Below are 21,895 nucleotides of genomic sequence, written 5' to 3'. Positions count from 1 at the left end.
AGCGGAGCCGCAAGCGGATTGCGTCAGGCCGTCGCGAGCCGGTAGCCCCGCTTGACGACCGTCTCGACGACCCGTCGGTCCCCGATCGCCTCACGCAGCCGTCCGACGGCCACCTCGACGGCGTGACCGCTCGCGGAGTCGCCCGGCAGCACCTCGAGGACGTCGGCACGGGTGACGACATCTCCCTTCGCGTCGATGAGCAGATGGAGCACGGACAGGCCGCTCGGGGAGATGGCGAGCACCCGGTCGCCGAGGAGCGCGGCGGTGCTGCGCAGCTGCAGCGGTCCGGCGACGGTCTCGACGGCGGTGGCCATCACCGCCTCGTAGTGGCCGACCACGGCTCGCACGAGCGACCCCAGCCGGGCCCGCTCCGGGAGCAGCGGGCTGATGCCGACGTGCTCCAGCGGGCGCGCGGTGACCGGCCCGACGGCCGCGACGACGAGACGGCCGGTGCGGACCCGGCCGACGATCGACGGCAGGACGCCGGCGTCCCGAGCCGTGTCGAGCCAGGCCGCCGCAGCCGGCGCGGAGGTGAAGACGACGACGTCGATGTCACCCACGGCCGCCTGCTCGACGCCGCAGGTCACCGCGTCGGCATCCGGTGGTGGCCCCCAGCGGTAGACCACGAGAGAGGTCACCGTGGCACCGGCGGTCGCCAGATCGACGTCGAGCTCGTCGCACCCTGCGCCGTGGTGCTGGATCGCGATGCGTTGTCCCGCAACGCCTTCGGTGATGAGGACGTCACGGATCTCAGCGGAGGTCTCCGACTCGGCGACCCAGTCCGCGTCGTGCCCGGCCGCTTGGATCGCGCCGCGCGCCTTGGGGCCGCGGGCGACGATCCGGGTTCGGCCCAGGACCTCGTGCAGCTCCTCTCCGAGACCTGCGGCGTCGGCCGCCTCCACCCACCCGCGGAACCCGATCGCCGTCGTCACCACGACGACGTCGGGCGGTGCGGCGAGGAGGGTCCGCGTCCGCTCCACGAGCTCCGCGTCCGCGGTGTGGGGCACGATCGTGAGCGCCGGCGTGTGCAGCACCCGGGCACCGCGCCGCTCGAGGGCGGCGCGCAGGTCGCCGGCGCGTCGGTCCCCGGTGACGAGGACGACGCACCCGGCGAGCAGCTGCGGCAGGCTCACGTGACGCTGCGGTCGAAGGGAGGTCCCGTCACCTCGTCGCCGAACGGCTCGACCCAGACCTCGCCGTCGACGACCGTCACGGGCCAGGTGCGCAGGTCGACCGGCTCGCTGCCGGCCCCGTCGAGGCAGGTGCCGGTGCGCAGGTCCCACACCTGCTTGTACATCGGCGAGATGACGGTCGGGACCCCACCACGCGTGCCGACGAGGCCGCGGGCGATGACGTGCGCGCCGCTGTAGGGGTCGCGGTTGGCGATGCCGTGGACCTCGTCGTCATGCGTGCGGACCAGCGCGACCTGCACACCATCGACGAGGGCGACCGCGCCGCGCTCGGGAACGAGGTCGGTGAGGGCGCACAGGCGCACGCGGGCCTGTGGGGGAGCAGCGGTCATGAGCGGACCTCCAGAGTCGTGCCGGCGATGAGGACGGACCCGGAGGTGCGCTCCTCCGGGGTGGCGGGACGGGCCTGGCCGCGCTCGCCGACGTAGGCGAGCGAGTCGTCGACCGCGTCCGGGGCATTGACGAAGGACGCGAAGCGGGCCAGCTTGTCGGGGTCGGCGAGCGTGGCCGCCCACTCGTCGCGGTAGTTGCCGACGTGCGCGGCCATCGCGGCGTCGAGGTCGTCGGCGATGCCGAGGCTGTCGTCCATGACGACGGCACGGATCGCGTCCAGACCCCCTTCGTGCTCCTCGACCCAGGGGGCGGTGCGCTGCAGCCGGTCAGCCGTGCGCACGTAGTACATGAGGAAGCGGTCGATGGTGCGCACGAGCGTCTCGGTGTCGAGGTCCTCGGCGAGCAGGCGGGCGTGCTTGGGGGTGAATCCGCCGTTGCCGCCGACGTAGAGGTTCCACCCCTTGTCGGTGGCGATGATGCCGACGTCCTTGCCGCGGGCCTCGGCGCACTCACGGGCGCACCCGGAGACGCCGAGCTTGATCTTGTGCGGCGAGCGGAGCCCGCGGTAGCGCAGCTCGAGGTCGATCGCGAGGCCGACGGAGTCCTGCACGCCGAAGCGGCACCACGTCGAGCCGACGCAGGACTTCACCGTACGCAGCGACTTGCCGTAGGCGTGACCCGACTCGAAGCCGGCGTCGACCAGCCGCCGCCAGATGCCGGGCAGCTGGTCCATCCGGGCACCGAAGAGGTCGATCCGCTGGCCGCCGGTGATCTTCGTGTAGAGGCCGAACTCCCGGGCCACCTCGCCGATCGCGATGAGTCCTTCGGGCGTCACCTCGCCGCCGGGGATGCGCGGGACGACCGAGTAGGAGCCGTCCTTCTGCAGGTTGGCCATGACGTGGTCGTTGGTGTCCTGCAGGGTCGCCTGCTCGCCGTCGAGGATGTGGCCGGTGCCCAGCGAGGCGAGGATCGAGCCGATGACCGGCTTGCAGATGTCGCAGCCGCGACCGGTCCCGTGGCGCTCGATGATCTCGCTGAAGGTCCGCAGCCCCTGGACCCGGACGATGTCGAAGAGCTGGGCCCGCGACTGCTCGAAGTGCTCGCACAGCGCACTGCTCACCTCGACGCCGGCGGCGGCGAGCTCGCTCGTCACGAGCTTCTTGACCAGCGGAAGGCAGGAGCCGCAGCTCGTGCCCGCGAGGGTGCACGCCTTGACGCCGGCGAGGTCGGTGCAGCCCCCTTCGCCGACGGCACAACGGATCTCGCCCGCGGTGACGTTGTTGCACGAGCAGACGGCGGCCTCGTCCGGCAGGTCCCCGGCGGGCGCCGCCGCTGCGCCCTCGGGCAGCAGGTAGGCCGCGGGGTCGCCGCCGAGCTCACGGCCGACCATCGGGCGAAGGGAGGAGTAGGCACTGGCGTCGCCGACGAGGATGCCGCCGCGCAGGGTGCGGGCGTCGTCGCTCATGACGAGCTTCTTGTAGACCCCCGCGACCGGGTCGGAGATGACGACCTCGAGCGAGCCGGGCTCCTGCGCGAAGGCATCGCCGAAGCTCGCGACGTCGACGCCCAGGAGCTTGAGCTTGGTCGACAGGTCGGCGCCGGGGAAGGTCCCGGCGCCGCCGAGCAGCCGGTCGGCGACGATCTCGGCCATCGTGTACCCGGGGGCGACCAGGCCGAGGCAGCGACCGCCGATGCAGGCGACCTCGCCGATCGCGTGGATCGCGGGATCGGCTGTGGCACAGGCGTCGTCGACGACGACGCCCCCGCGCTCGCCGATCTCGAGGCCGGCCTCGCGGGCGAGCTCGTCACGCGGGCGGACACCCACGGCGAAGACGACGACGTCCACGTCGAGCGCGGGGCCCTCGCTGAACTTCATCCGGGAGACGGCGCCCCGCTCGCCGACGATCTTCGACGTCGCGGTCGAGGTGCGCACCGAGACCCCGAGCCCCTCGATGAGCCGCTTGAGCCCCTCGCCGCCACCCTCGTCCACCTGCAGCGGCATGAGTCGCGGCGCGAACTCGACGACCGTCGTCTCGACCTCGAGGGCTCGCAGGGCGCCGGCCGCCTCGAGGCCGAGCAGGCCGCCGCCGACGACCGCGCCGCGGACCGGCCGGTCGAGCTCCTCCCGGCGGGTCTCGACGAACTCCCGCAGGTCGGCGACGTCGTCGATCGTGCGGTAGACGAAGGCCCCGCGCAGGTCCTTGCCGGGCACGGGCGGCACGGCGGCGTAGGAGCCGGTCGCGAGGACGAGCGAGTCGTAGGGCAGGACCTGGCCGCTGCTCGTCGTCACCGTCCTGGCGTCGCGGTCGATGCTCTCGGCCCGCACACCTCGGCGCAGCGTGACGAGCGGGTCGTCCCACAGCTCCTGCCCGCCGAGGGCGAGGTCCTCGGGGTGACGCCCGGTGAAGTAGGAGGTGAGGGCGACGCGGTCGTAGGGCGCGCGCGGCTCCTCGCACAGCAGCGTGACGGCCCAGCGCCCGGCGTCGTCCCGGGCGCGCAGCGCGTCGACGAGCCGGCGGGCGACCATGCCGCCGCCGACGACGACGAGCTGCTGCGGCTCGGTGGTGGAGGTCGTGGTCTCTGGCATGGCGCTCAACTTAGGAAGCCCTCGTTTCGGCTCGGTCTTGGTCGTGTTTCCCCGGTGTGAACCCGTCCTCACCGGGCGAGGTCGCGGGCTGTGAGTGGGCCCCGTCGGCGCCGAGCCAGTCGAGGATCCCGCACACCGCGTCGGTGCACCCGCCGCAGCCGGTCGTCGCCCTGGTGCTCGCGGCGATCTGCTCCACCGTCGTTGCGCCAGAGGCGAACTCGGCGCGGATGTCCCCCTTCGTCACGCCGTTGCAGCGGCAGATCGTCGCCCGGTCCGGGATGAGCGAAGGGGAGTCCCGTCGCGTCGTCGTGGCGGCCGGCGCGATGGCCGGCAGCAGCAGTCGCGCCGGGTCCGCGGGCAGGGGAGTGCGACGGGTGTAGGTCGTGATCAGGTCGGTGCCGACGCGACCCGCGCCGACGGTCGTGGCGCCCACGAGCAGGCCGTCGCGCACGACGATCTCGAGGTGCCGGCCGGCCGAGGGGTCGCTGAGCCGCACGACGCGCAGGCCGGGGTCCTCGACCCGGCCGCTGCCGCACACGCCCATCGTCACGATGTCGACACCGTGGGTCTTGGGCTTGACGACGTCGCCGACGCCGGTGGTCACGGACCCCGGGTCACGACCGGTGAGCAGGTCGGCGAGACGACGGGCCTGCTCCCACCCCTGGGCGACGAGGCCGGTGGCGCCGCCGGGAGGTTGGGCGCAGTCACCGATGGCGTGCACGTGCGGGTCGCTCGTCGTCAGGTCGGCGTCGACGAGGATGCCGCGGTCGACGTCGATCCCGGCCGCCTCGGCCAGCTGGGTGCTGGGCACGGTGCCGGTCGACAGCACGAGCAGGTCGGCGGCGAGCACCTCGCCGTTCGTCAGGTGCACCCGTCGCAGCCGGCCCTCCTCGATGACGACCTCCTGCGCCCCGACGCCGACGCGCTGGTCGACACCGGTGCGGCGCAGCGTCGACTCGACGACGCGGCTGGCGGCCTCGTCGAGCTGACGCTCCATGAGGGCGGGGGAGGGGTGGACGACGGTGACGGCGAGGTCGCGTCGGGCGAGCCCGCTCGCGGCCTCGAGACCGAGCACGCCGCCGCCGAGGACGATGGCGCGTCGGGCGTTGAGCGTGGCCGCGATGATCTCGCGGGCGTCGTCGATGGAGCGCAGCACGTGCACCCCGCTCGGCAGGTCACCGCTGCCGGGACCGTCCCCGAGACCCGGGACCGCTGGGACCCTGGCCGCCGCACCCGTGGCGATGACGAGCTCGTCGTAGGGGACGCGTGTGTCGTCGGCGAGCACGACGTCGCGGCGCTCGCGGTCGATCGCCCGCACCGCGACGCCGCGCTGCACCGTGACGCGCGGGTGGTCGGGCGCGGGCAGGGTGATCGCCGAGAGGCCGCGCGTGCCCGCGACGACGTCGCTGAGCAGCACCCGGTTGTAGGGCTCGCAGGCCTCGTCGCCGAGCACGGTGACGAGGTGTTCGCCGGCGTGGTCGGCGGCCGTGAGGTCCTCGACGAAGCGGGACCCGACCATCCCGTAGCCGATGACGACGATGTGGCTCATGCGCTGACCTCCAGCGGCTCGGGGACGAGATCGGTGGTGCTGGCGGCGACGTCGACGGCGCACACCTTGAACTCCGGCATCGACGAGATCGGGTCGACCGCGTCGTTGGTCGCCCGGTTGACGCTCCCGGCGCCGGCGAAGTGGAAGGGCATGAAGACGGTGTCCGACCGGACCCGGTCGGTGATCCGCGCGGGAGCGGTGACCGTGGCCCGCGCGGTGCGCAGGTCGAGTGGGTCACCCTCCTCGATGCCCAGGCGGTGGGCGAGGAGCGGGTGCACCTCGACGAAGGGGGTCGGTTGCGCCGCGAGGAGCGCTGCCACCCGGCGGGTCTGTGCCCCCGACTGGTAGTGCTCGAGGACGCGCCCGGTGATGAGGAAGAGCGGGGCATCGCGCCGCAGGTCCTCGGCCGGACCGACGTGGTCGACGGGCACGAGCCGGGCACGGCCGTTGGGCGTGGGGAAGTCGTCGAGGAAGGCGCGCGGGGTGCCCGGATGAGGTGCCTCCCCTTCGCCGCTGGCGGGGCAGGGCCAGTGCAGGTCGCTCTCGCGGTCGAGGCGGGCGTGGCTGAGCCCGGAGTAGTCGGCGCGGCCGCCGGCGCTCGCCCTGGCCAGCTCGTCGAAGACCTCCGACGGGACCGTCGACCACGTGCCCGGGGCATCGAGGCGAGCGGCGAGCTGCGACCACACCCACAGCTCCGAGACGACTCCCTCGGGCGGGTCGATCGCCTTGCGGCGCCGGATGATCCGGCCCTCGAGGTTGGTCATCGTGCCCTCCTCCTCGGCCCACTGCGTGACGGGCAGCACGATGTCGGCGAGGGCGACGGTCTCGGAGGGGACGACGTCGCACACGACGAGCAGGTCGAGGGCGCGCAGTCGCTCAGCGACCGCGTCCGCCCGGGGCGCGCTCACGACGGGGTTGGCCCCGTGGACGAGGAGTGCTCGGGGTCCGCCGGGGGTGCCGAGGGAGCGCAGCAGCTCGACGGCCGGCAGGCCGGGGCCGGGCAGGTCGTCGGCGTCGACGCCCCAGACCGCGGCGACGTGCTCGCGGGCGGCCGAGTCGGCGATCATCCGGTAGCCGGGCAGCTGGTCCGCCTTCTGCCCGTGCTCGCGCCCACCCTGGCCGTTGCCCTGACCCGTGAGGGCGCCGTAGCCGCTCCCTTCGCGTCCGACGAGGCCGAGCGCGAGGGCGAGGTTGATCGCGGCGGTGACCGTCGCGGTGCCCTGGCTGGACTGCTCGACACCGCGCCCGGTGAGGACGTGCGCGCCCGCGCCGCCCCGGGAGGGGCTGGCGGCCGCGAGCAGCCGGGCGGTGGCCCGCAGGTCGTCGGCCGGGACCCCGCAGACCTGCTCGGCCCGCTCAGGCCACCACGAGGCGACCGAGCGGGCGACGTCGTCGAGCCCGCTCGTCCGCTCGGCGAGGTAGGTCTCGTCGGCGAGCGACTCGGCGAGGACGACGTGCAGCAGCGCCTGGAGCACGACGAGGTCGGTCCCGGGGACGGGCTGCAGGTGGACGCCCTGCCCGTCGTCGGTGAGGTCGGCCGTGGCCGACCGGCGCGGGTCGACGACGACGAGCCCACCGGCGGCGCGGGCTCCCGCGAGGTGCCCGACGAAGGGAGGCATCGTCTCGGCGACGTTGCTGCCGAGGAGCAGGATCGCGCCGGAGGTGTCCAGGTCGGTGATGGGGAAGGGCATGCCCCGGTCCATGCCGAGCGACCGGTTGGCGGCAGCCGCCGCCGATGCCATGCAGAAGCGGCCGTTGTAGTCGATGTGCTTGGTGCGCAGGGCGATCCGGGCGAACTTGCCGAGCTGGTAGGCCTTCTCGTTCGTCAGCCCGCCACCTCCGAAGACGGCCACCGCGTCGGGTCCGTGCTCGGCCGCGATCTCACGGAGCCGGCCGGCGAGGAGGTCGAGCACCTCGTCCCAGCCGACCGGGTGCAGCTCGCCGTCGGAGCCGCGGACCAGGGGAGTGGTGAGCCGGTCGGGGGCGCGGAGCACCTCGGCCGACGTCCACCCCTTGCGGCACATGCCGCCCCGGTTGGTCGGGAAGTCGCGGGCCGTGACCTCGACCCGCTCACCCTCTGGCTCCAGACTCATCGCGCACTGCAGCGCGCAGTAGGGGCAGTGGCTGTCGACCATCAGATGCCCTCGTCGGCCAGGCGCGCGCCGCGGCGGACGTAGACCGCCCACGTGAGCGTCGCCATGAGGACGTAGGCCGCGATGAAGACCCCGATCGCCGGCACCAGCGAGCCGAAGCCCGTCGTCGACATCGCGAAGCCACGCGGTACGAGGAAGCCGCCGACGGCACCGACCGCACCGGCGATCCCGATGCAGCCGGCGGCGCTGCGGCGCGCGATGGCGAGCTCCTCGCCGTCGCGCACCCCGGCCCGGAAGACGGCCGGGATCATCCGATAGGTCGCGCCGTTGCCGATGCCGGCCCCGGTGAAGAGCACGAGGAAGGCGAGGAGGAAGAGGACGAAGGAGTGCGCGGAGAGGGCGAGGATCGCCAGCCCCGCGGCGAGCCCCATGACGACGAAGGCCGCGATGGTCACCCGTGCGCCGCCGAGTCGGTCGGCGATGGTCCCGCCGAGCGGCCGGCTCGCGGCACCGAGGACCGCGCCGACGAAGGCGATCGACGTCGTCACCTCGGGGAACTGGCTCGTGAGCAGCGTCGGGAAGGCGGCCGAGTAGCCGATGAAGGAGCCGAAGGTGCCGATGTAGAGGAAGGAGATGATCCACGTGTGGGGGTGGGTCGCGGCCTTCGCCCAGCTGCGGTGGTCGGACCGCGCGGTGCTGAGGTTGTCCATGCCGCGCCAGGCGCCGAGCGCGGCGAGCAGCACGAGCGGCACGAAGAGCAGGCCGGCCCGCTCGAGGTGGATCCCGGCGCCGATCGCGATGACGGCGGGGACGACGAGCTGCACGATGCCGGTGCCGAGGTTGCCGCCGGCTGCGTTGAGCCCCAGCGCCTTCCCCTTCTCCGCCTCGGGGAAGAAGAAGGAGATGTTGGTCATCGACGACGCGAAGTTGCCTCCGCCGAAGCCGGCGAGTGCGGCGATGCCGAGGAGCAGCGCGAAGGGGGTCTCCGGCCGGCCCACGACCCAGGCGAGGGAGAGAGTGGGCAGCAGGAGCAGCAGCGCCGAGATGATCGTCCAGTTGCGCCCGCCGACGAGCGGGACCATGAAGGTGTAGGGGACGCGCAGGAAGGCGCCGATCAGGCTCGGCACCGCGATGAGCCAGAACTGCTGGTCCAGGGTGAGCGCGAAGCCGACGCCGTTCAGCTGCGGGACGACGACGCTCCACAGTGCCCACACGCAGAAGCCGAGGAACTCGGCGAGCACCGACCAGCGCAGGTTGCGGTGGGCTACTGCACGTGCGCCGCCCTCCCAGAAGCCCCGGTCCTCCGGGTCCCATTGGTCGATCCACCGTCCGGCCCGACGAATCGGACCGGCGGGGGCGGTGGCGTCAGCGGTGCTCGTGGGCAGCGTCGTGGTCATGCCGGGAGGCTCGCAAGGCCGTGTTTCGCGCCCGGTCTGCGGACGTAAAGCCCGCGTTACCCTGCCCGCACATCCGGGGGCGGGGTGCTGTGAGGGACGTCCTAGGGGGTGTCGGTGAGGAAGACCGTCTCCACCGCGGGCTGACCCTGGCTCAGCTGGTGCGCCGAGCGCGGCAGCTCGGCCACGGATGCCTCGTGCCGGGCACGCGCGCCCTCGAGGCTCGCGTGCTCGCGCCCGACGACCTCGCCGCCCTTGACGAGCCGCACGAGCAGGTCGCGGTCGTCGGCGTCACCGACCGGCTGCTCGCCGATGCCGAGGACCTCGGCCTCGACGACGCCGAGCGGGTTGCGCCGACGCAGCGCGTACTTGCGCCCACCGACCGACTGCTTGTCCTTGCTCTTCTTGGCGACGCCGATCATCCGCCCTTCGTCGTCCTCGCGGGCGACGAGCTTGTAGACCATCGACGCCGTCGGGTGGCCCGACCCGGTGACCACGCGCGTGCCGACGCCATAGGTGTCGACGGGGGCGGCCGCCAGCGCCGCGATGGCGTACTCGTCGAGGTCGGAGGTGACGACGATCTTGGTCTCGGTCGCGCCCAGCGCGTCGAGCTGCTCACGGACCTCGCTCGCCTGGACCACGAGGTCACCCGAGTCGAGACGCACGCCGCCGAGGGAGGTGCCGGCGACCTCGACGGCCGTCCTCACCCCTTCGGTCACGTCGTAGGTGTCCACGAGCAGGGTGGTGCCGGCACCCAGCGACGCCACCTGCGCCTCGAAGGCCTCCCGCTCGCTCTCGTGCAGCAGGGTGAAGGCGTGCGCCGCGGTGCCACCCGTGGGCACGCCGTGCCGCCGCCCTGCCTCGAGGTTGGAGGTGGAGGAAAATCCGGCGATGTAGGCCGCGCGCGCCGCCGCGACCGCCGCCTCGTCGTGCGTGCGGCGGCTGCCCATCTCGATGACCGGCCGCGACCCGGCGGCACCGGTCATCCGCGACGCGGCCGAGGCCACGGCGGAGTCGTGGTTGAGGATCGACAGGATCACCGTCTCGAGGATCACGCCGTGGGCGAAGTCGGACTCGACGACGAGCACGGGGGAGTAGGGGAAGTAGGTCTCGCCCTCCGCATAGCCCCAGACGTCGCCGTCGAAGCGGTAGTCGGCGAGGAAGCCGAGGGTGTCCTCGTCGACGACCTGGCGCTCGCGCAGGTCCCGCAGCTCCTCCGGCCCGAAGCGGAAGTCCTCGATGGCGTCGAGCACGCGACCCGTGCCGGCGAGGACCCCGTAGCGACGCCCGCTCGGCAGCCGCCGGGCGAAGGTCTCGAAGACGCAGCGCCGTGACGCGGCCCCGCTGCGCAGGGCGGCCTGGAGCATCGTCAGCTCGTAGTGATCGGTGAGCAGGGCGGTGCTGGGTCGGATCGTCACGCCGGCCACTCTAGGGTGGAGGGCGTGTCCATCGCCCCCGCCGAGCAGCAGACGAGCGAGCCCGACGTCGTCGAGGCCGTCGACACCCCGTGGATCACGTTGGTGTGGAACGACCCCGTCAACCTCATGTCGTACGTGACCTGGGTCTTCCAGACGCACTTCGGCTATCCGAAGCAGCAGGCCGAGAAGCTCATGATGGACGTGCACCTCAAGGGCCGCGCCGTCGTCGCGCACGGCCCCAAGGAGCAGATGGAAGCCGACACCGAGGCGCTCCAGGGCTACGGCCTGTGGGCGACCTTCCAGAAGGACGCCTGATGGCCACCGCCTTTGCCGCGGACGGGGACGAGCTCGTCGCGATCATGGACGACAGCGAGCGGGCGGTCGTTGCCGGCCTGTGCCTGCAGGTCATGGACCTCGTCGCCCCCGCCTCCGTGACGAAGGGGGAGCACGCCGACCCCTTCGAGGCGATCGTCGCGGGGCTGGGTGACCTCGCCACGGACACCGAGGAGGGTGCTGCGGGCGTCGGGGTCCCCGACCGGGCCTTCGGCCTCGACGAGGACCGTGACCCGGCGCTCGACCGGCTCTTCCCGACGGGCAACCGCGAGGACGAGCAGGAGGCGGCGGAGTTCCGCCGCTTCACCGAGCAGGGCCTGCGGCAGCGCAAGCACGCCGGTCTGGCGGCGACGGTGCGGCTGCTCGAGGAGGCCGAGGACGAGCGGTGGGTCGTGCCCCGCCGCGAGGCGCCCCTCGTGCTCGTCGCCCTGACCGACGTGCGGCTCGTCATGGGCGAGCGGCTCGGGCTGCGCACCGACGAGGACGCGACCCGGCTCGAGGAGCTCGTCGAGTCGCTGCCCTCCGACGACCCGGCGATCTTCGCGCTGAGCGTCTACGACTTCCTCACCTGGCTGCAGGAGTCGCTCACCCGCGCGCTCACCGGCGAGGACGTCGACCTCCTGCTGCCCGACGACGAGGACGACGCAGAGGACGACGCAGAGGACGAGGGCGAGTGAGCGACCCGTCGACCGCTGCCCAGCCGATCGGCATCTTCGACTCCGGCTTCGGGGGGCTGACCGTCGCCCGCGCCGTCATCGACCAGCTGCCCCACGAGTCGGTCGCCTACCTCGGTGACACGGCGCGAGCGCCTTACGGCCCCAGGCCGATCGCGCAGACCCGCGAGTTCGCCCTCGAGTGCCTCGACCGACTCGTCGACCACGGGGTCAAGCTGCTCGTCATCGCGTGCAACACCGCGAGCGCAGCCGTCCTGCACGACGCGCGCGAGCGCTACGACGTGCCCGTCATCGAGGTCATCCGCCCGGCCGTGAGGCGCGCGGTCCTGGCCACCCGCAACCACCGCGTCGGGGTCATCTCGACCGAGGGCACCCACCGCTCGCGCGCCTACCTCGACGCCTTCGCCGCGGCGCCGCACACGCAGGTCTTCTCCCAGCCCTGCCCGCGCTTCGTCGAGCTCGTCGAGGCCGGCACGACGTCCGGGCCGGAGGTGCTCGACGTCGCTCACGGCTACCTCGACCCCCTTCGTCGGGCCGAGGTGGACACGCTCGTCCTCGGCTGCACCCACTACCCGCTGCTCACCGGCGCCCTGTCCTACGTCATGGGCGAGGGTGTCACCCTCGTCTCATCTGCCGAGGAGACGGCCAAGGACGTCTACCGTGTTCTTGCGGACCACGACCTGCTGCGTCCCGAGTCGCTGCCGGCTCCGGGGCACGGGTTCACCACGACGGGGGACCCGGAGCGCTTCCGGTCGCTGGCCCGTCGCTTCCTCGGACCCGAGGTGGCGGACGTCTTCGGCAACATGGGGGAAGAGTCGTGAGGCTCACCGTCGTCGGGTGCTCCGGGTCCTTCGCGGGACCCGAGTCGCCCGCTTCCTGCTATCTCGTGACGGCCGAGCACGAGGGGCGCACCTGGCGCATCGTGCTCGACCTGGGCAACGGCGCGCTCGGCGCCCTGCAACGGCACATCGACCTCGCCGACCTCGATGCCGTCGTGCTCAGCCACCTGCACCCGGACCACTGCATCGACCTCACCGGCATGTACGTCACCCGCACCTACCGACCCGAGGGCGCGCTCACCGAGCGCCTGCCGGTCTACGGCCCCGCGGGCGCGGCCGAGCGACTCGCCGCGGCCTACGAGGGCATCGACGAGGCCGGGATGACCGGGGTCCTCGACTTCCGCCGCGTCTCCACGAGCGTGCCGACGCACATCGGGCCCTTCGTCGTGCGGCCCTTCCTCGTCAACCACCCCGTCGAGGCCTACGGCTTCCGCGTCGAGGCCGACGGTCGGGTGCTCGCCTACAGCGGCGACACCGACTCCTGCGACGCGCTGACCCCGCTCTTCGCCGATGCCGATCTCGTGCTCGTCGACTCCGCCTTCGTCGAGGGGCGCGACGAGGCCCGCGGCATCCACCTCACCGGGCGCCGGGCCGCCGAGGCCGCGGTCGCCGCCGGGGGAGTGGAGCGCCTCATGCTCACCCACATCCCCGCGTGGAACGACCCCGAGGTCTGCCGCGCCGAGGCCGCCGCCGTGTGGCCGGGTGAGGTCGAGCTGGCCCGGCCGGACGCCACCTACGACATCTGAGCGTGCACAACAGGTCGTCCTGATGCATGTCGCGGCGTTCATCGGCCCTTTCGTGCACGAGGACGACCTGTTGTGCACGCGCTCCCGGGCTCAGACGAGGTCGAGCAGCGGCAGCAGCGACTCCTCGAGTCGGTCGGGGTGCGCGCTGGCGAGCGTGGCCCGGTCATGGGTGGCCTCCGGGCGGCACACGGCATAGGTCTGAAGCCCCGCGGCCGCACCCGCGTGCACGTCGTGCGTCGTGTCGCCCACCATCCACGTGCCCTCCGCGTCCAGAGCGGACAGTGCCCGCTCGATGACGTCCGGCGCCGGCTTGGCGGGGAAGCCGTCGGTGCCCTGGACGTGGTCGAGGTGGTCGGCGAGCCCGAGCGCGGCGACGAGGTCGCGTGCCATCTCGCTGCGCTTCGTCGTCGTCACCGCGAGCAGATAGCCCTTGGCCCGCAGGGCCTCGAGCACCTCGATGGTGTCGACGAAGGGAGCGGATCGCTGGGTGAAGCGGGCCGGGTAGATCCGGCGGTACGACGCCGCGAGGGCGGCGACGTCCCCCTCGGGAGCGAGGGCGGTGAACATGTCCTCGAGGGGGAGGCCGACGAGCGCGCGGACCGGCGGGTCGCCCGGGTCGGGCAGCCCGTGCTCGACCATCGCGGCCGTGATGCTCCCGATGATGTCCGGCAGGGAGTCGACGAGCGTGCCGTCGACGTCGAAGCAGATGGCTCGTCGCGTCATGTGCCGCAATCTAACTCGACGCGGTGGCCGGTCACTGGTGGACTGGGGGCATGGACGCGCGCCTGCCCGCCCCCCTTCGCCCCGGTGACACGATCGCGGTCACCGCACCCAGCTCCGGGGTCCCGCCGACCCTGCAGCCCCGCCTCGACCTGGCGATCGCCGGTCTGCGGCGGCGCGGCCTCGAGGTCGTCGAGGGGGTCTGCCTGCGCGACACGACCGACACCCACGTGAGCGCCTCGCGCGAGGCCCGCGCCGACGAGCTCATGGCCCTGCTCGTCGACCCCGACGTCCACGCGGTCATCCCGCCATGGGGTGGTGAGACCGGCATCGACGTGCTGCCGTGGCTCGACCTCGACCTGCTCGCCGAGTGCGACCCGACCTGGTACGTCGGCTTCTCCGACACGGCGACGACGATGCTGCCGCTCACCCTGCGCGCCGGGTGGGCGACCCTCCACGGCAGCAACCTCATGGACACGCCCTACGCGCCCGCCCCCGGCCACCTGCACTGGCTCGACGTGGCGACCGCCGAGGGCGGCGAGCTCACCCAGACCGCCGCCACGCACCGCCGCGCCGCGGGTTGGGACGACTACGAGGGTGACCCCGGCGTCGACGAGATGACGCTCACCGAGCCGACCCGGTGGTCGCTGCTCGAGGGGGAGGCGGCCAGCTTTGCGGGACCGCTCGTCGGTGGCTGCATCGAGGTGCTCTCGCCGCTGGCGGGCACCGCCTTCGGTGACGTGTGGTCCTGGGCGCAGGTGCAGGAGCAGCCGCCCGTCGTCCTGCTCGAGGCCGCGGAGGGCAATGCCTTCGAGATCGCCCGCTGCCTGCACGGACTGCGGCTGGCGGGGTGGTTCGACCGGTGCGCCGGCGTCGTCATCGGCCGCACGCCTGCGCCCGACGCACCGACCCTGACGCAGCACGAGGCGGTACGCGACGCCCTCGACGGTCTCGGCGTGCCGGTCGTGCTCGACGCCGACGTGGGGCACCAGCAGCCGCAGATGCCGCTCGTCCTCGGCGTTCCCACTCGGGTCGAGGTCGGCCCGGAGGCGCAGCGGGTCACCCAGGAGCTCGTCCGACCGGAGTGCTAGCATCGAGAGCGGGAGATGATAGCGATGGCAGCGATCACCGTTCGCAACCTCGATGACGACGTCCGTGACCGACTGCGCCTGATGGCGGCGGAGCACGGTCACTCGATGGAGGCAGAGGTCCGCTCGATCCTGACGGCGGCGGCCGGCCACCGGCAGCAGCGGCCCAATGCCCTGATGGATCTGTACTGGGCAGGTCGTGGCGACGTGGTGGTCGAGATGGAGTCCGACCTGGAGCCGCCCCCACGTGAGTCCGACCCACCTCGCGTCGATTTCACCGACCCGGCCTTCGGATGATCGCGGTCGACACCAACGTCGTCTCCGAGCTGATGAGACTGCAGCCCGAGGCCGAGGTCGTGAGATGGGCGGCCTCGGTCGCCGACGCCGACCTCGCCGTGCCCGCCGTCGTCGTCGGGGAGCTCCTGCACGGGCTGGGGCGAATGCCCGCGGGTGCTCGGCGGCAGCGGCTGGAGGGCGCGCTCGATGCGTTCTTCCAGCGGCTCGGCGACGACCGGGTCCTCCCTCTCGACGGGCCGGCGGCCGTGGCCTATGCCCATGTCATGTCCGGCCGAGAGCTGTCCGGCCGGCCCGTGAGCACCGTGGACGCACTCATCGCCGCGACGTGCCGGGCCCACGGAGCCTCCCTGGCCACGCGCAACACCAAGGACTTCACCGGTACCGGCATCGAGCTGATCGACCCCTGGTCGGCAGGCCGGGCTCGCTGACCGGTCCGTCTGCGGTCCTCAGGGTCGTGCGCGCTCGCCGACCCGTCCGGTGACCCAGGCGGCGATCCGCTCACCGATCATCTCGGGGGAGCGGGCGAAGCTGTAGTGGTTCACCGGCTTGCCCGGGTCGCCCACCGCCTTGGCGAAGGTGAAGCGCTCGACGTCGGCACTCGCGAAGAGCCCGACCAGCTCGTCGACGGCGGCCGGCGGAGCGAGGGTGTCGTTGTCGAGGTCGACGGCGAGCAAGGGCAGCGAGCGCCCGGCGAGCCCCGCCGCGATGTCTCGGCCCCCGGGAGCCAGACGCCCGGTGCGGGAGAAGGCCGCCCACTCGCGCATCAGCGTCCGCGCCTGCGTCCCGCCGAAGCCGAGGCGCACGCCGGGCCAGTAGCCGCACAGCCGTGAGACGACCGCGATGAGCTGGGTCTGCGCGAGGGTCTTGAGTCCCTGCTGCGCGCGCCAGTGGGGCGTCCCCGACCCGATGAGCACGGCGGCGTCGACCGCGGGCGTCGGGCCGGCGAGGTGGGCGGCGAGGAGGTGGCCGCCGAGGGAGTGCCCGAGCGCCACGACGGGGCCGTCGTGCTGCTCGCGGACCCGGTCGACGACCGCCGGCAGCCAGCCGTGGGCGAGGTCGTCGTAGCCGAGGTCCCGTCCACGGCCGACGTGCGGCGTCGCATCGCCCTGCCCGGTGTAGTCGGCGACGCCGGCGGCCACGCCGTGCCGCGCGAGCTCGTCGACGAAGGGGCCGTAGTAGCCCGCCGGCACCCCCATGGCCGGCATGACGAGGACGAAGGGCGCCGACGTCGCGTCGGTCCCGGCGGCGTGCAGGGTCGTCGTCCCGCCACCGGGCAGGCTGATCTGGCTGTGCTGGTCCACGGCGGGAGCCTAGGGCGTCGAGGGGCCCCCATCGCGCAGCGACGCCACGACGGCGGCGACCTCCGAGCGCTGGTCGGCGGACTGCGGCGCCGTGAGCAGCATCCGCTTGACGAAGGGGAAGCCCGCCGCCAGGAGCGCTCGCCAGCCGTGCAGGGAGAGGTCGACGTCGAGCGGGAGTCCGAGCTCGTCATGGGTCCAGCCGCTCTCGCGGGTCAGGTCGGCGGCATCGACGGTGGTGGTGAGCCCGATCTCGTAGGCCTCGACGACCGCACGCTTGGACTCCAGCGGGCGCACCCGCGCGAAGAACCCCGCGAGCGGCTCGCGGGCGAGCGCGCCACCACGGACCGCGAGCAGATAGCTCTGCAGGTGCTCCGCCGGGTGGTGGTTGGCGGTCGCCGCCCAGACATCGCTCGTACCGGCGTCGATGCGACGGATGAGCTCGTCGAGCGGCCCGAGCGGGCCGACGAGGGAGTCGTTGGTCAGGACGACGAGGTTCTTGCGCGCCACCGCCGGCCAGGTCGCCAGGGCGTGCGCCCACGAGCCGAAGTCGTAGGCGGTGTTGCGCCGCCGCACGAGCGCGGCGCCCGCGGGCAGGTCGGGTGCGGCCAGCCGCACCCACGGGTCGCGGGCCGCGACGACGAGGACACCGAAGCCCCCTTCGGCCCAGGCCGTGGCCGCAGCCAGGGCGTCCGGCCTCACCCGGGCACCGGGAGACCACTCCGCGAGGACGACGACCCGGTCCCTCGCGAGGACGTCTGCGATGTCGCCGGCCACGACGCCCTCCCGCCCGGGCAGGCGGTCGTTGGCCGCCCCCTTCGCCCGCCAGCGCAGGTCCCGCACCCGCACCCGGGTGCGCGACTCCCACTCCTGCACCCGGTCGGTGAGCGTCGGCGCGCCGGCCTCCGGCGGGCGCTCGTGGGTGCCGCGGGCGGTCCACGCGGTGGCCTCGACCCACTTCGTCAGCTCGCCGGGGTGGGCCGCCCACAGCCGGGCGAGCCGGCCGAGCTGGGTGGCCCGTCCGCGCAGCAGCCGGGCTCGCCCCGGAGTCGCGTCGTAGCCGAGGTGGAGGTCGAAGCGCTCGGCGACGACCCGCGGGTGCACCCGCACGCCGTTGACGATGTTGGCGAGGTTGGTGCCGTGCAGCACCTGCGCCCACATGACCGGCGCGCGCACCTCGCGCAGCGGACCGTGGCCGCGGGCGCGGGCGTGCTTGGCGACGAAGACCGTGTCCGGCAGCCGGCCCTCCTCGCGGGCCTCGATGAGAGAGAGGAAGGGGCTCGAGAGGATCGTCGCCCGGTGCACGGCACCGCTGCGGTCGATCTGGATGCCGCGGGGGAAGTTGACGAAGAGCCGCTCCTGCTCGGCGAACTGCGCCTGCACCGAGGCCATGAGGTCGACCGCCATCGCGTCGTCGCTGTCGATCCGGGTCGTGATGACGAAGGGGGAGTGGCACCGGTCGGCGACGTGCTGGGCGAAGCCGTCGCGGGTGAAGGGGGCATGCGTCCAGATCGGGGTGAAGGCGCCCTCGGCGAGCTCCTCGACCTGCGTCCGGAAGTCCGCGGAGCACCGGTCGTCGAAGATCACCAGCCACTCGAAGGGCTGCGCGCCGCGCTGCGAGAGCACTGACGGCAGGCAGGCGTCGACGAAGAAGCCGAGCCGGTAGAAGAGCCAGTCCTCGTCGGGCGGCGGCGCTTCGGGGTGCAGCACCGCGCTGAAGCGGGTGAGCAGGACGTGGTCGAAGGACGGCCTCACCCGAGCCATCCTGTCGGATCGTTAGCCTTGCCCCATGACTGACACCACCCCCCGGCACGACGGACGCACCCCCGAGCAGCTGCGCGAGGTGCGCATCACCCGCAACTGGCTCGACCACGCCGAGGGCTCGGTGCTCGTGGAGTTCGGCCGCACCCGGGTGCTCGTCGCCGCGAGCTTCGAGGCGGGGGTGCCGCGCTGGCTCAAGGGGCAGGGCACCGGCTGGGTCACCGCCGAGTACGAGATGCTGCCGCGCTCGACCAACACCCGCAGCGGGCGCGACTCGCGCAAGGGCAAGGTCGGCGGTCGCACCCACGAGATCTCCCGCCTCATCGGCCGCAGCCTGCGCGCCGTCATCGACACCAAGGCGCTGGGGGAGAACACGATCGTCCTCGACTGCGACGTCCTGCAGGCCGACGGCGGCACCCGCACGGCGGCCATCACCGGCGCCTACGTCGCCCTCGTCGACGCCGTCGAGGACGCCCGCAGCCGTGGCCTGATCCCGGCCGGCGCGACGCCGCTCACCGGCTCGCTCGCCGCGGTCTCGGTCGGCGTCGTCGACGGCCGCGCGGTCTGCGACCTCGACTACCCCGAGGACTCCACCGCCGAGACGGACATGAACGTCGTCATGACCGGCACCGGCGAGTTCATCGAGGTGCAGGGAACGGCGGAGGGCGCTCCCTTCGACCGGGCGCTGCTCGGTGAGCTGCTCGACCTCGCGACCACCGGCTGCGCCGCGCTCACCGCCAAGCAGCAGGAGGCCCTCGCCGAGACCCCGCGCGAGCGTGTGCTGTGACCCAGCGGGTCGTCCTCGCGACGCACAACGAGCACAAGGTCCACGAGCTGCAGCAGATCCTCGGCGAGGCCGAGCTGGGCCTCGAGATCGTCTCGATGGCCGCCTTCCCCGAGGTCGGCGAGATCCCGGAGACCGAGGTGACCTTCGCCGGCAACGCGCGCCTCAAGGCCGAGCACGTCGCGCTGCGCACCTCGCTGCCCGCGCTCGCCGACGACTCCGGCCTGGCCGTCGAGGTGCTCGGCGGCAGCCCGGGCATCTTCTCCGCGCGGTGGTCGGGTCTGCACGAGGGGGCGGACCTGCCCCGGGCCGAGAAGGACCGTCGCAACCTCCAGCTCCTGCTCGACCAGCTCGCCGACGTGCCCGACGAGCACCGCCGCGCGGCCTTCCGCTGCGCCGCGGTCCTCGCGATCCCCGGTGGTGCCACCGTGACGAGCGAAGGGGAGGTCCCCGGCGTCGTCGTGCGGGAGCCGGTGGGGGACAACGGGTTTGGCTACGACCCGATCTTCCGTCCCGACGGCGACACCCGCACCCTTGCGCAGTACACGGACGTGGAGAAGAACGCGATCAGCCACCGCGGCCGCGCCTTCCGCGCCATGGTGCCGCTGCTGCGCGAGCACCTGGCCTGACCCGATCTCTGCAAAACCCTAGGGTCTTGCAGAGTTCAGGACGCTCAACGTCGCAAAACCCTAGGGTTTTGCGACGTTGGGTGGGGTGCCGAAGGCGGGACTTGAACCCGCACGCCCTTGGGCACGTGGACCTAAACCACGCGCGTCTGCCAATTCCGCCACTTCGGCTCGGTCAGGCAGTCTAGGCGGGTGAGCGACCACTCCTTCACCACGACCCTCGCCTGGTCGGGATCCACGGGTGTCGGCTACGACGCCTACTCCCGCGAGCACGAGCTGACGATGGCCTCGACGACGACGCGGGCGAGCAGCGACCTCGCCTTCCGGGGTGACGCATCGCTGCCCAACCCCGAGCAGCTGCTCGTCGCGGCGGCGAGCAGCTGCCAGATGCTCTCCTTCCTGGCCGTCGCCGCCCGGGCCCGGCTCGACGTCGTCGACTACCGGGACGAGGCCGTCGGGGAGATGCCGGAGGGCGAGCGGCCGATGTGGGTGACGCGCATCGTCCTGCGTCCGCACATCACCCTCGCTGCCCCGGCCCCCCGCGCCAAGGTCGAGCGGCTCGTCGAGGTCGCCCACCGGGAGTGCTTCATCGCGCAGAGCCTGCGCAGCGAGATCCTCCTCGAGCCGACCCTCGTCGGCATCAGCGACTGATCGCACCGGTCAGCCGCGCGTGCGCCCCGGCACCGACCGCGGGTCGAAGCCGTAGGGCAGCTCCAGCCGGTGCGCCGCCATGAGCTCGCCGTCCGAGAGCACCTCGCGCGTCGCGGCGTCGGCGACCATCCTCCCTTCGGAGAGCACGACCGAGCGCTCGCACAGCTGGAGGGCGTACGGCAGGTCGTGCGTCACCATGAGCACCGTGATGTCGAGGCCGTCGACGATCTCGGCGAGCTCGCGACGCGAGGCCGGGTCGAGGTTGCTGCTCGGCTCGTCGAGCACGAGGATCTCCGGTCGCATCGCGAGCACGGTCGCGACCGCGACGCGCCGCTTCTGCCCGAAGGACAGGTGGTGCGGGGGCCGGTCGGCGACCTCGAGCATCCTGACCGCGGAGAGCGCCTCGTGCACCCGCGCCTCGACCTCGGCAGCGGGCAGCCCGAGGTTTTGCGGACCGAATGCCACGTCCTGGGCCACCGTCGTCATGAAGAGCTGGTCGTCGGGGTCCTGGAAGACGATGCCCACCCGGCGCCGCACGTCGAGCAGGTGCGCGTGGCTCACCGGCACCCCCGACACCGAGATCGAGCCGCTCGTCGGGGTGAGGATCCCGTTGAGGTGCAGCACCAGCGTCGTCTTGCCGGCGCCGTTGGGGCCGAGCAGGGCGACCCGCTCGCCGGGATGCACGTGCAGATCGACACCGTCGAGCGCGCGGTGCCCATCGGGGTAGACGTGATCCACGCCGCGCAGGTCGATGACGGGAATGCTCATGCGCCCAGCCTCGCAGCCGCGAGGACGATCGTCGCGCCGACGGGCAGGAGCATCGCCACGGCCCACGTCGAGCCGGCGACAGGTGTCCGCTCGACGTGGGTCCGTCCGTCGAACCCGCGCGCGAGCATTGCCAGGTGCACGCGTTCACCCCGCTCGTAGCTGCGGACGAAGAGCGACCCCGCGGTGCTCGCGAGCGCTGGCCACGCGCGTAGTCCGCGGCCGCTGAAACCGCGCGACTCCCGGGCCACCCGCATCGCCTGCAGCTGCCCGCTGATGACCTCGGTGTAGCGGACCATGAAGCCGAGGATGAGCACGAGCTGCGCCGGCAGACGTAGCCGAGCCAGCCCGGCGACGACGTCGGAGGGGGTGGTCGTCGCCGCGAGCACCAGTGAGGCACCGACGCCGAGTGTGCCCTTGACCAGGAGGTTCCACCCGCCCCAGAGCCCCGCCTCTGACAGCGACAGCGGCCCGACGTCGACGCGGGGGCCAGTCGCGACGAAGGGCATGAGTACGGCGAAGAGGACGAAAGGCACCTCGACGAGCAGCCGAGGAGCGAGGTGCCGCAGCGGCACCCTGCTCACCAGGACGACGCCGAGCAGGAGCAGTGCCTGCAGCCCGAGCGCCCACACCGCCTCCCGCGGGGTGAGCACGACGGCGATGACGTAGAGCATCGCCGCGACGATCTTGAGGTGCGCCGGGAACGCGTGGAGTCTCGTGGGGGAGTGCAGGCTCAACGCGTGGCGGTG

At 72.9% G+C, this 21,895-nt stretch carries 22 protein-coding genes and 1 tRNA gene; 10 read left to right on the top strand and 13 right to left on the bottom strand.

All coding sequences use genetic code 11. From position 1 onward, the window contains the following. Nucleotides 1–23 precede the first annotated feature (23 nt). From NMQ01_RS10805 to NMQ01_RS10775, 7 genes are all read right to left on the bottom strand, one after another. Nucleotides 24–1,133: a uroporphyrinogen-III synthase gene (locus NMQ01_RS10805; protein WP_255183935.1), complete on the bottom strand. Its 1,110-nt coding sequence runs from the start codon at nt 1,131–1,133 to the stop codon at nt 24–26. Next, nucleotides 1,130–1,522: a nitrite reductase small subunit NirD gene (nirD, locus tag NMQ01_RS10800; protein WP_007928184.1), complete on the bottom strand. Its 393-nt coding sequence runs from the start codon at nt 1,520–1,522 to the stop codon at nt 1,130–1,132. Before nirD ends, NMQ01_RS10805 begins: the two co-directional genes overlap by 4 nt. Continuing rightward, nucleotides 1,519–4,110: a nitrite reductase large subunit NirB gene (nirB, locus tag NMQ01_RS10795; protein WP_255183934.1), complete on the bottom strand. Its 2,592-nt coding sequence runs from the start codon at nt 4,108–4,110 to the stop codon at nt 1,519–1,521. Before nirB ends, nirD begins: the two co-directional genes overlap by 4 nt. A 10-nt stretch (nt 4,111–4,120) precedes the next feature. Continuing rightward, nucleotides 4,121–5,629: an FAD-dependent oxidoreductase gene (locus NMQ01_RS10790; protein ID WP_255186361.1), complete on the bottom strand. Its 1,509-nt coding sequence runs from the start codon at nt 5,627–5,629 to the stop codon at nt 4,121–4,123. A 26-nt stretch (nt 5,630–5,655) separates the two neighbouring features. Next, entirely contained in the window at nt 5,656–7,794 is a 2,139-nt protein-coding gene (locus tag NMQ01_RS10785; protein WP_255183933.1) for a molybdopterin oxidoreductase family protein, read from the bottom strand. Continuing rightward, nucleotides 7,794–9,149 carry an MFS transporter gene (locus NMQ01_RS10780; RefSeq protein WP_255183932.1) on the bottom strand — a complete coding sequence of 452 codons (1,356 nt, stop codon included), beginning with the start codon at nt 9,147–9,149 and terminating at the stop codon, nt 7,794–7,796. Before NMQ01_RS10780 ends, NMQ01_RS10785 begins: the two co-directional genes overlap by 1 nt. A 101-nt stretch (nt 9,150–9,250) precedes the next feature. After that, nucleotides 9,251–10,573: a nicotinate phosphoribosyltransferase gene (locus tag NMQ01_RS10775; protein ID WP_255183931.1), complete on the bottom strand. Its 1,323-nt coding sequence runs from the start codon at nt 10,571–10,573 to the stop codon at nt 9,251–9,253. A gap of 15 nt (nt 10,574–10,588) precedes the next feature. On the opposite strand from NMQ01_RS10775, the gene clpS reads away from it, so the two are divergent. The 4 genes from clpS to NMQ01_RS10755 are packed head-to-tail and all read left to right on the top strand — an operon-like array spanning nt 10,589 to nt 13,156. Further along, entirely contained in the window at nt 10,589–10,879 is a 291-nt protein-coding gene (gene clpS, locus NMQ01_RS10770) for an ATP-dependent Clp protease adapter ClpS (protein WP_072625094.1), read from the top strand. Further along, on the top strand, nt 10,879–11,574 hold the full coding sequence (locus NMQ01_RS10765; protein WP_255183930.1) for a DUF2017 family protein: 696 nt from the start codon (nt 10,879–10,881) through the stop codon (nt 11,572–11,574). The genes clpS and NMQ01_RS10765 overlap by 1 nt, the downstream gene beginning before the upstream one ends. Further along, nucleotides 11,571–12,392 carry a glutamate racemase gene (gene murI, locus NMQ01_RS10760; RefSeq protein WP_255183929.1) on the top strand — a complete coding sequence of 274 codons (822 nt, stop codon included), beginning with the start codon at nt 11,571–11,573 and terminating at the stop codon, nt 12,390–12,392. Before NMQ01_RS10765 ends, murI begins: the two co-directional genes overlap by 4 nt. Beyond that, nucleotides 12,389–13,156, top strand: a complete 768-nt coding sequence (locus NMQ01_RS10755; RefSeq protein WP_255183928.1) for an MBL fold metallo-hydrolase — start codon at nt 12,389–12,391, stop codon at nt 13,154–13,156. Before murI ends, NMQ01_RS10755 begins: the two co-directional genes overlap by 4 nt. Nucleotides 13,157–13,246: 90 nt before the next feature. Here NMQ01_RS10755 and NMQ01_RS10750 read toward each other — a convergent pair whose 3' ends face one another. After that, nucleotides 13,247–13,879, bottom strand: a complete 633-nt coding sequence (locus tag NMQ01_RS10750; RefSeq protein ID WP_255183927.1) for an HAD family hydrolase — start codon at nt 13,877–13,879, stop codon at nt 13,247–13,249. A gap of 50 nt (nt 13,880–13,929) precedes the next feature. On the opposite strand from NMQ01_RS10750, the gene NMQ01_RS10745 reads away from it, so the two are divergent. The 3 genes from NMQ01_RS10745 to NMQ01_RS10735 are packed head-to-tail and all read left to right on the top strand — an operon-like array spanning nt 13,930 to nt 15,689. Then, a complete protein-coding gene (locus tag NMQ01_RS10745) occupies nt 13,930–14,967 on the top strand; it encodes a S66 peptidase family protein (RefSeq protein ID WP_255183926.1) in 1,038 nt (345 codons plus the stop codon). A 24-nt stretch (nt 14,968–14,991) separates the two neighbouring features. Then, a complete protein-coding gene (locus NMQ01_RS10740; RefSeq protein WP_255183925.1) occupies nt 14,992–15,261 on the top strand; it encodes a toxin-antitoxin system in 270 nt (89 codons plus the stop codon). Continuing rightward, nucleotides 15,258–15,689: a type II toxin-antitoxin system VapC family toxin gene (locus NMQ01_RS10735; RefSeq protein WP_255183924.1), complete on the top strand. Its 432-nt coding sequence runs from the start codon at nt 15,258–15,260 to the stop codon at nt 15,687–15,689. Before NMQ01_RS10740 ends, NMQ01_RS10735 begins: the two co-directional genes overlap by 4 nt. A gap of 18 nt (nt 15,690–15,707) precedes the next feature. Here NMQ01_RS10735 and NMQ01_RS10730 read toward each other — a convergent pair whose 3' ends face one another. Then, on the bottom strand, nt 15,708–16,562 hold the full coding sequence (locus NMQ01_RS10730; protein ID WP_255183923.1) for a serine aminopeptidase domain-containing protein: 855 nt from the start codon (nt 16,560–16,562) through the stop codon (nt 15,708–15,710). A 9-nt stretch (nt 16,563–16,571) separates the two neighbouring features. Continuing rightward, nucleotides 16,572–18,314, bottom strand: a complete 1,743-nt coding sequence (locus NMQ01_RS10725; RefSeq protein WP_255183922.1) for a glycosyltransferase — start codon at nt 18,312–18,314, stop codon at nt 16,572–16,574. A gap of 34 nt (nt 18,315–18,348) precedes the next feature. On the opposite strand from NMQ01_RS10725, the gene rph reads away from it, so the two are divergent. Both rph and rdgB read left to right on the top strand, forming a co-directional pair. Beyond that, nucleotides 18,349–19,107, top strand: a complete 759-nt coding sequence (rph, locus tag NMQ01_RS10720) for a ribonuclease PH (RefSeq protein WP_255183921.1) — start codon at nt 18,349–18,351, stop codon at nt 19,105–19,107. Then, entirely contained in the window at nt 19,104–19,733 is a 630-nt protein-coding gene (gene rdgB, locus NMQ01_RS10715) for an RdgB/HAM1 family non-canonical purine NTP pyrophosphatase (RefSeq protein ID WP_255183920.1), read from the top strand. The genes rph and rdgB overlap by 4 nt, the downstream gene beginning before the upstream one ends. An 86-nt stretch (nt 19,734–19,819) precedes the next feature. On the opposite strand, the gene NMQ01_RS10710 is transcribed toward rdgB, so the two are convergent. Continuing rightward, nucleotides 19,820–19,901 (bottom strand) — tRNA-Leu (locus tag NMQ01_RS10710). A gap of 21 nt (nt 19,902–19,922) precedes the next feature. On the opposite strand from NMQ01_RS10710, the gene NMQ01_RS10705 reads away from it, so the two are divergent. After that, nucleotides 19,923–20,381, top strand: a complete 459-nt coding sequence (locus NMQ01_RS10705; RefSeq protein ID WP_255183919.1) for an OsmC family protein — start codon at nt 19,923–19,925, stop codon at nt 20,379–20,381. Between the two features lie 9 nt (nt 20,382–20,390). Here NMQ01_RS10705 and NMQ01_RS10700 read toward each other — a convergent pair whose 3' ends face one another. Beyond that, nucleotides 20,391–21,149 (bottom strand): energy-coupling factor ABC transporter ATP-binding protein, encoded by a 759-nt coding sequence (locus NMQ01_RS10700; protein ID WP_255183918.1) that lies wholly within the window; start codon nt 21,147–21,149, stop codon nt 20,391–20,393. Next, the gene (gene cbiQ / locus NMQ01_RS10695) at nt 21,146–21,883 is read right to left on the bottom strand and encodes a cobalt ECF transporter T component CbiQ (RefSeq protein ID WP_255183917.1); all 738 of its coding nucleotides are present in this window, start codon (nt 21,881–21,883) and stop codon (nt 21,146–21,148) included. Before cbiQ ends, NMQ01_RS10700 begins: the two co-directional genes overlap by 4 nt. Nucleotides 21,884–21,895: the final 12 nt, after the last annotated feature.

Source organism: Janibacter sp. CX7 (genome assembly GCF_024362365.1).
In the GTDB taxonomy this organism is placed as follows: Bacteria; Actinomycetota; Actinomycetes; order Actinomycetales; family Dermatophilaceae; genus Janibacter.
The sequence above is the reverse complement of the archived record's forward strand: the minus strand, read 5'-3'. Positions and strand labels throughout refer to the sequence as shown.

Excerpts from the sequence above, each read along its gene's own strand:
- nirD (WP_007928184.1), bottom strand. The coding sequence starts at position 1,522 with ATGACCGCTGCTCCCCCACAGGCCCGCGTGCGCCTGTGCGCCCTCACC.
- nirB (WP_255183934.1), bottom strand. The coding sequence starts at position 4,110 with ATGCCAGAGACCACGACCTCCACCACCGAGCCGCAGCAGCTCGTCGTC.
- NMQ01_RS10790 (WP_255186361.1), bottom strand. The coding sequence starts at position 5,629 with ATGGTCGGGTCCCGCTTCGTCGAGGACCTCACGGCCGCCGACCACGCC.
- NMQ01_RS10785 (WP_255183933.1), bottom strand. The coding sequence starts at position 7,794 with ATGGTCGACAGCCACTGCCCCTACTGCGCGCTGCAGTGCGCGATGAGT.
- NMQ01_RS10780 (WP_255183932.1), bottom strand. The coding sequence starts at position 9,149 with ATGACCACGACGCTGCCCACGAGCACCGCTGACGCCACCGCCCCCGCC.
- NMQ01_RS10765 (WP_255183930.1), top strand. The coding sequence starts at position 10,879 with ATGGCCACCGCCTTTGCCGCGGACGGGGACGAGCTCGTCGCGATCATG.
- NMQ01_RS10750 (WP_255183927.1), bottom strand. The coding sequence starts at position 13,879 with ATGACGCGACGAGCCATCTGCTTCGACGTCGACGGCACGCTCGTCGAC.
- NMQ01_RS10745 (WP_255183926.1), top strand. The coding sequence starts at position 13,930 with ATGGACGCGCGCCTGCCCGCCCCCCTTCGCCCCGGTGACACGATCGCG.
- NMQ01_RS10740 (WP_255183925.1), top strand. The coding sequence starts at position 14,992 with ATGGCAGCGATCACCGTTCGCAACCTCGATGACGACGTCCGTGACCGA.
- NMQ01_RS10735 (WP_255183924.1), top strand. The coding sequence starts at position 15,258 with ATGATCGCGGTCGACACCAACGTCGTCTCCGAGCTGATGAGACTGCAG.
- rph (WP_255183921.1), top strand. The coding sequence starts at position 18,349 with ATGACTGACACCACCCCCCGGCACGACGGACGCACCCCCGAGCAGCTG.
- NMQ01_RS10700 (WP_255183918.1), bottom strand. The coding sequence starts at position 21,149 with ATGAGCATTCCCGTCATCGACCTGCGCGGCGTGGATCACGTCTACCCC.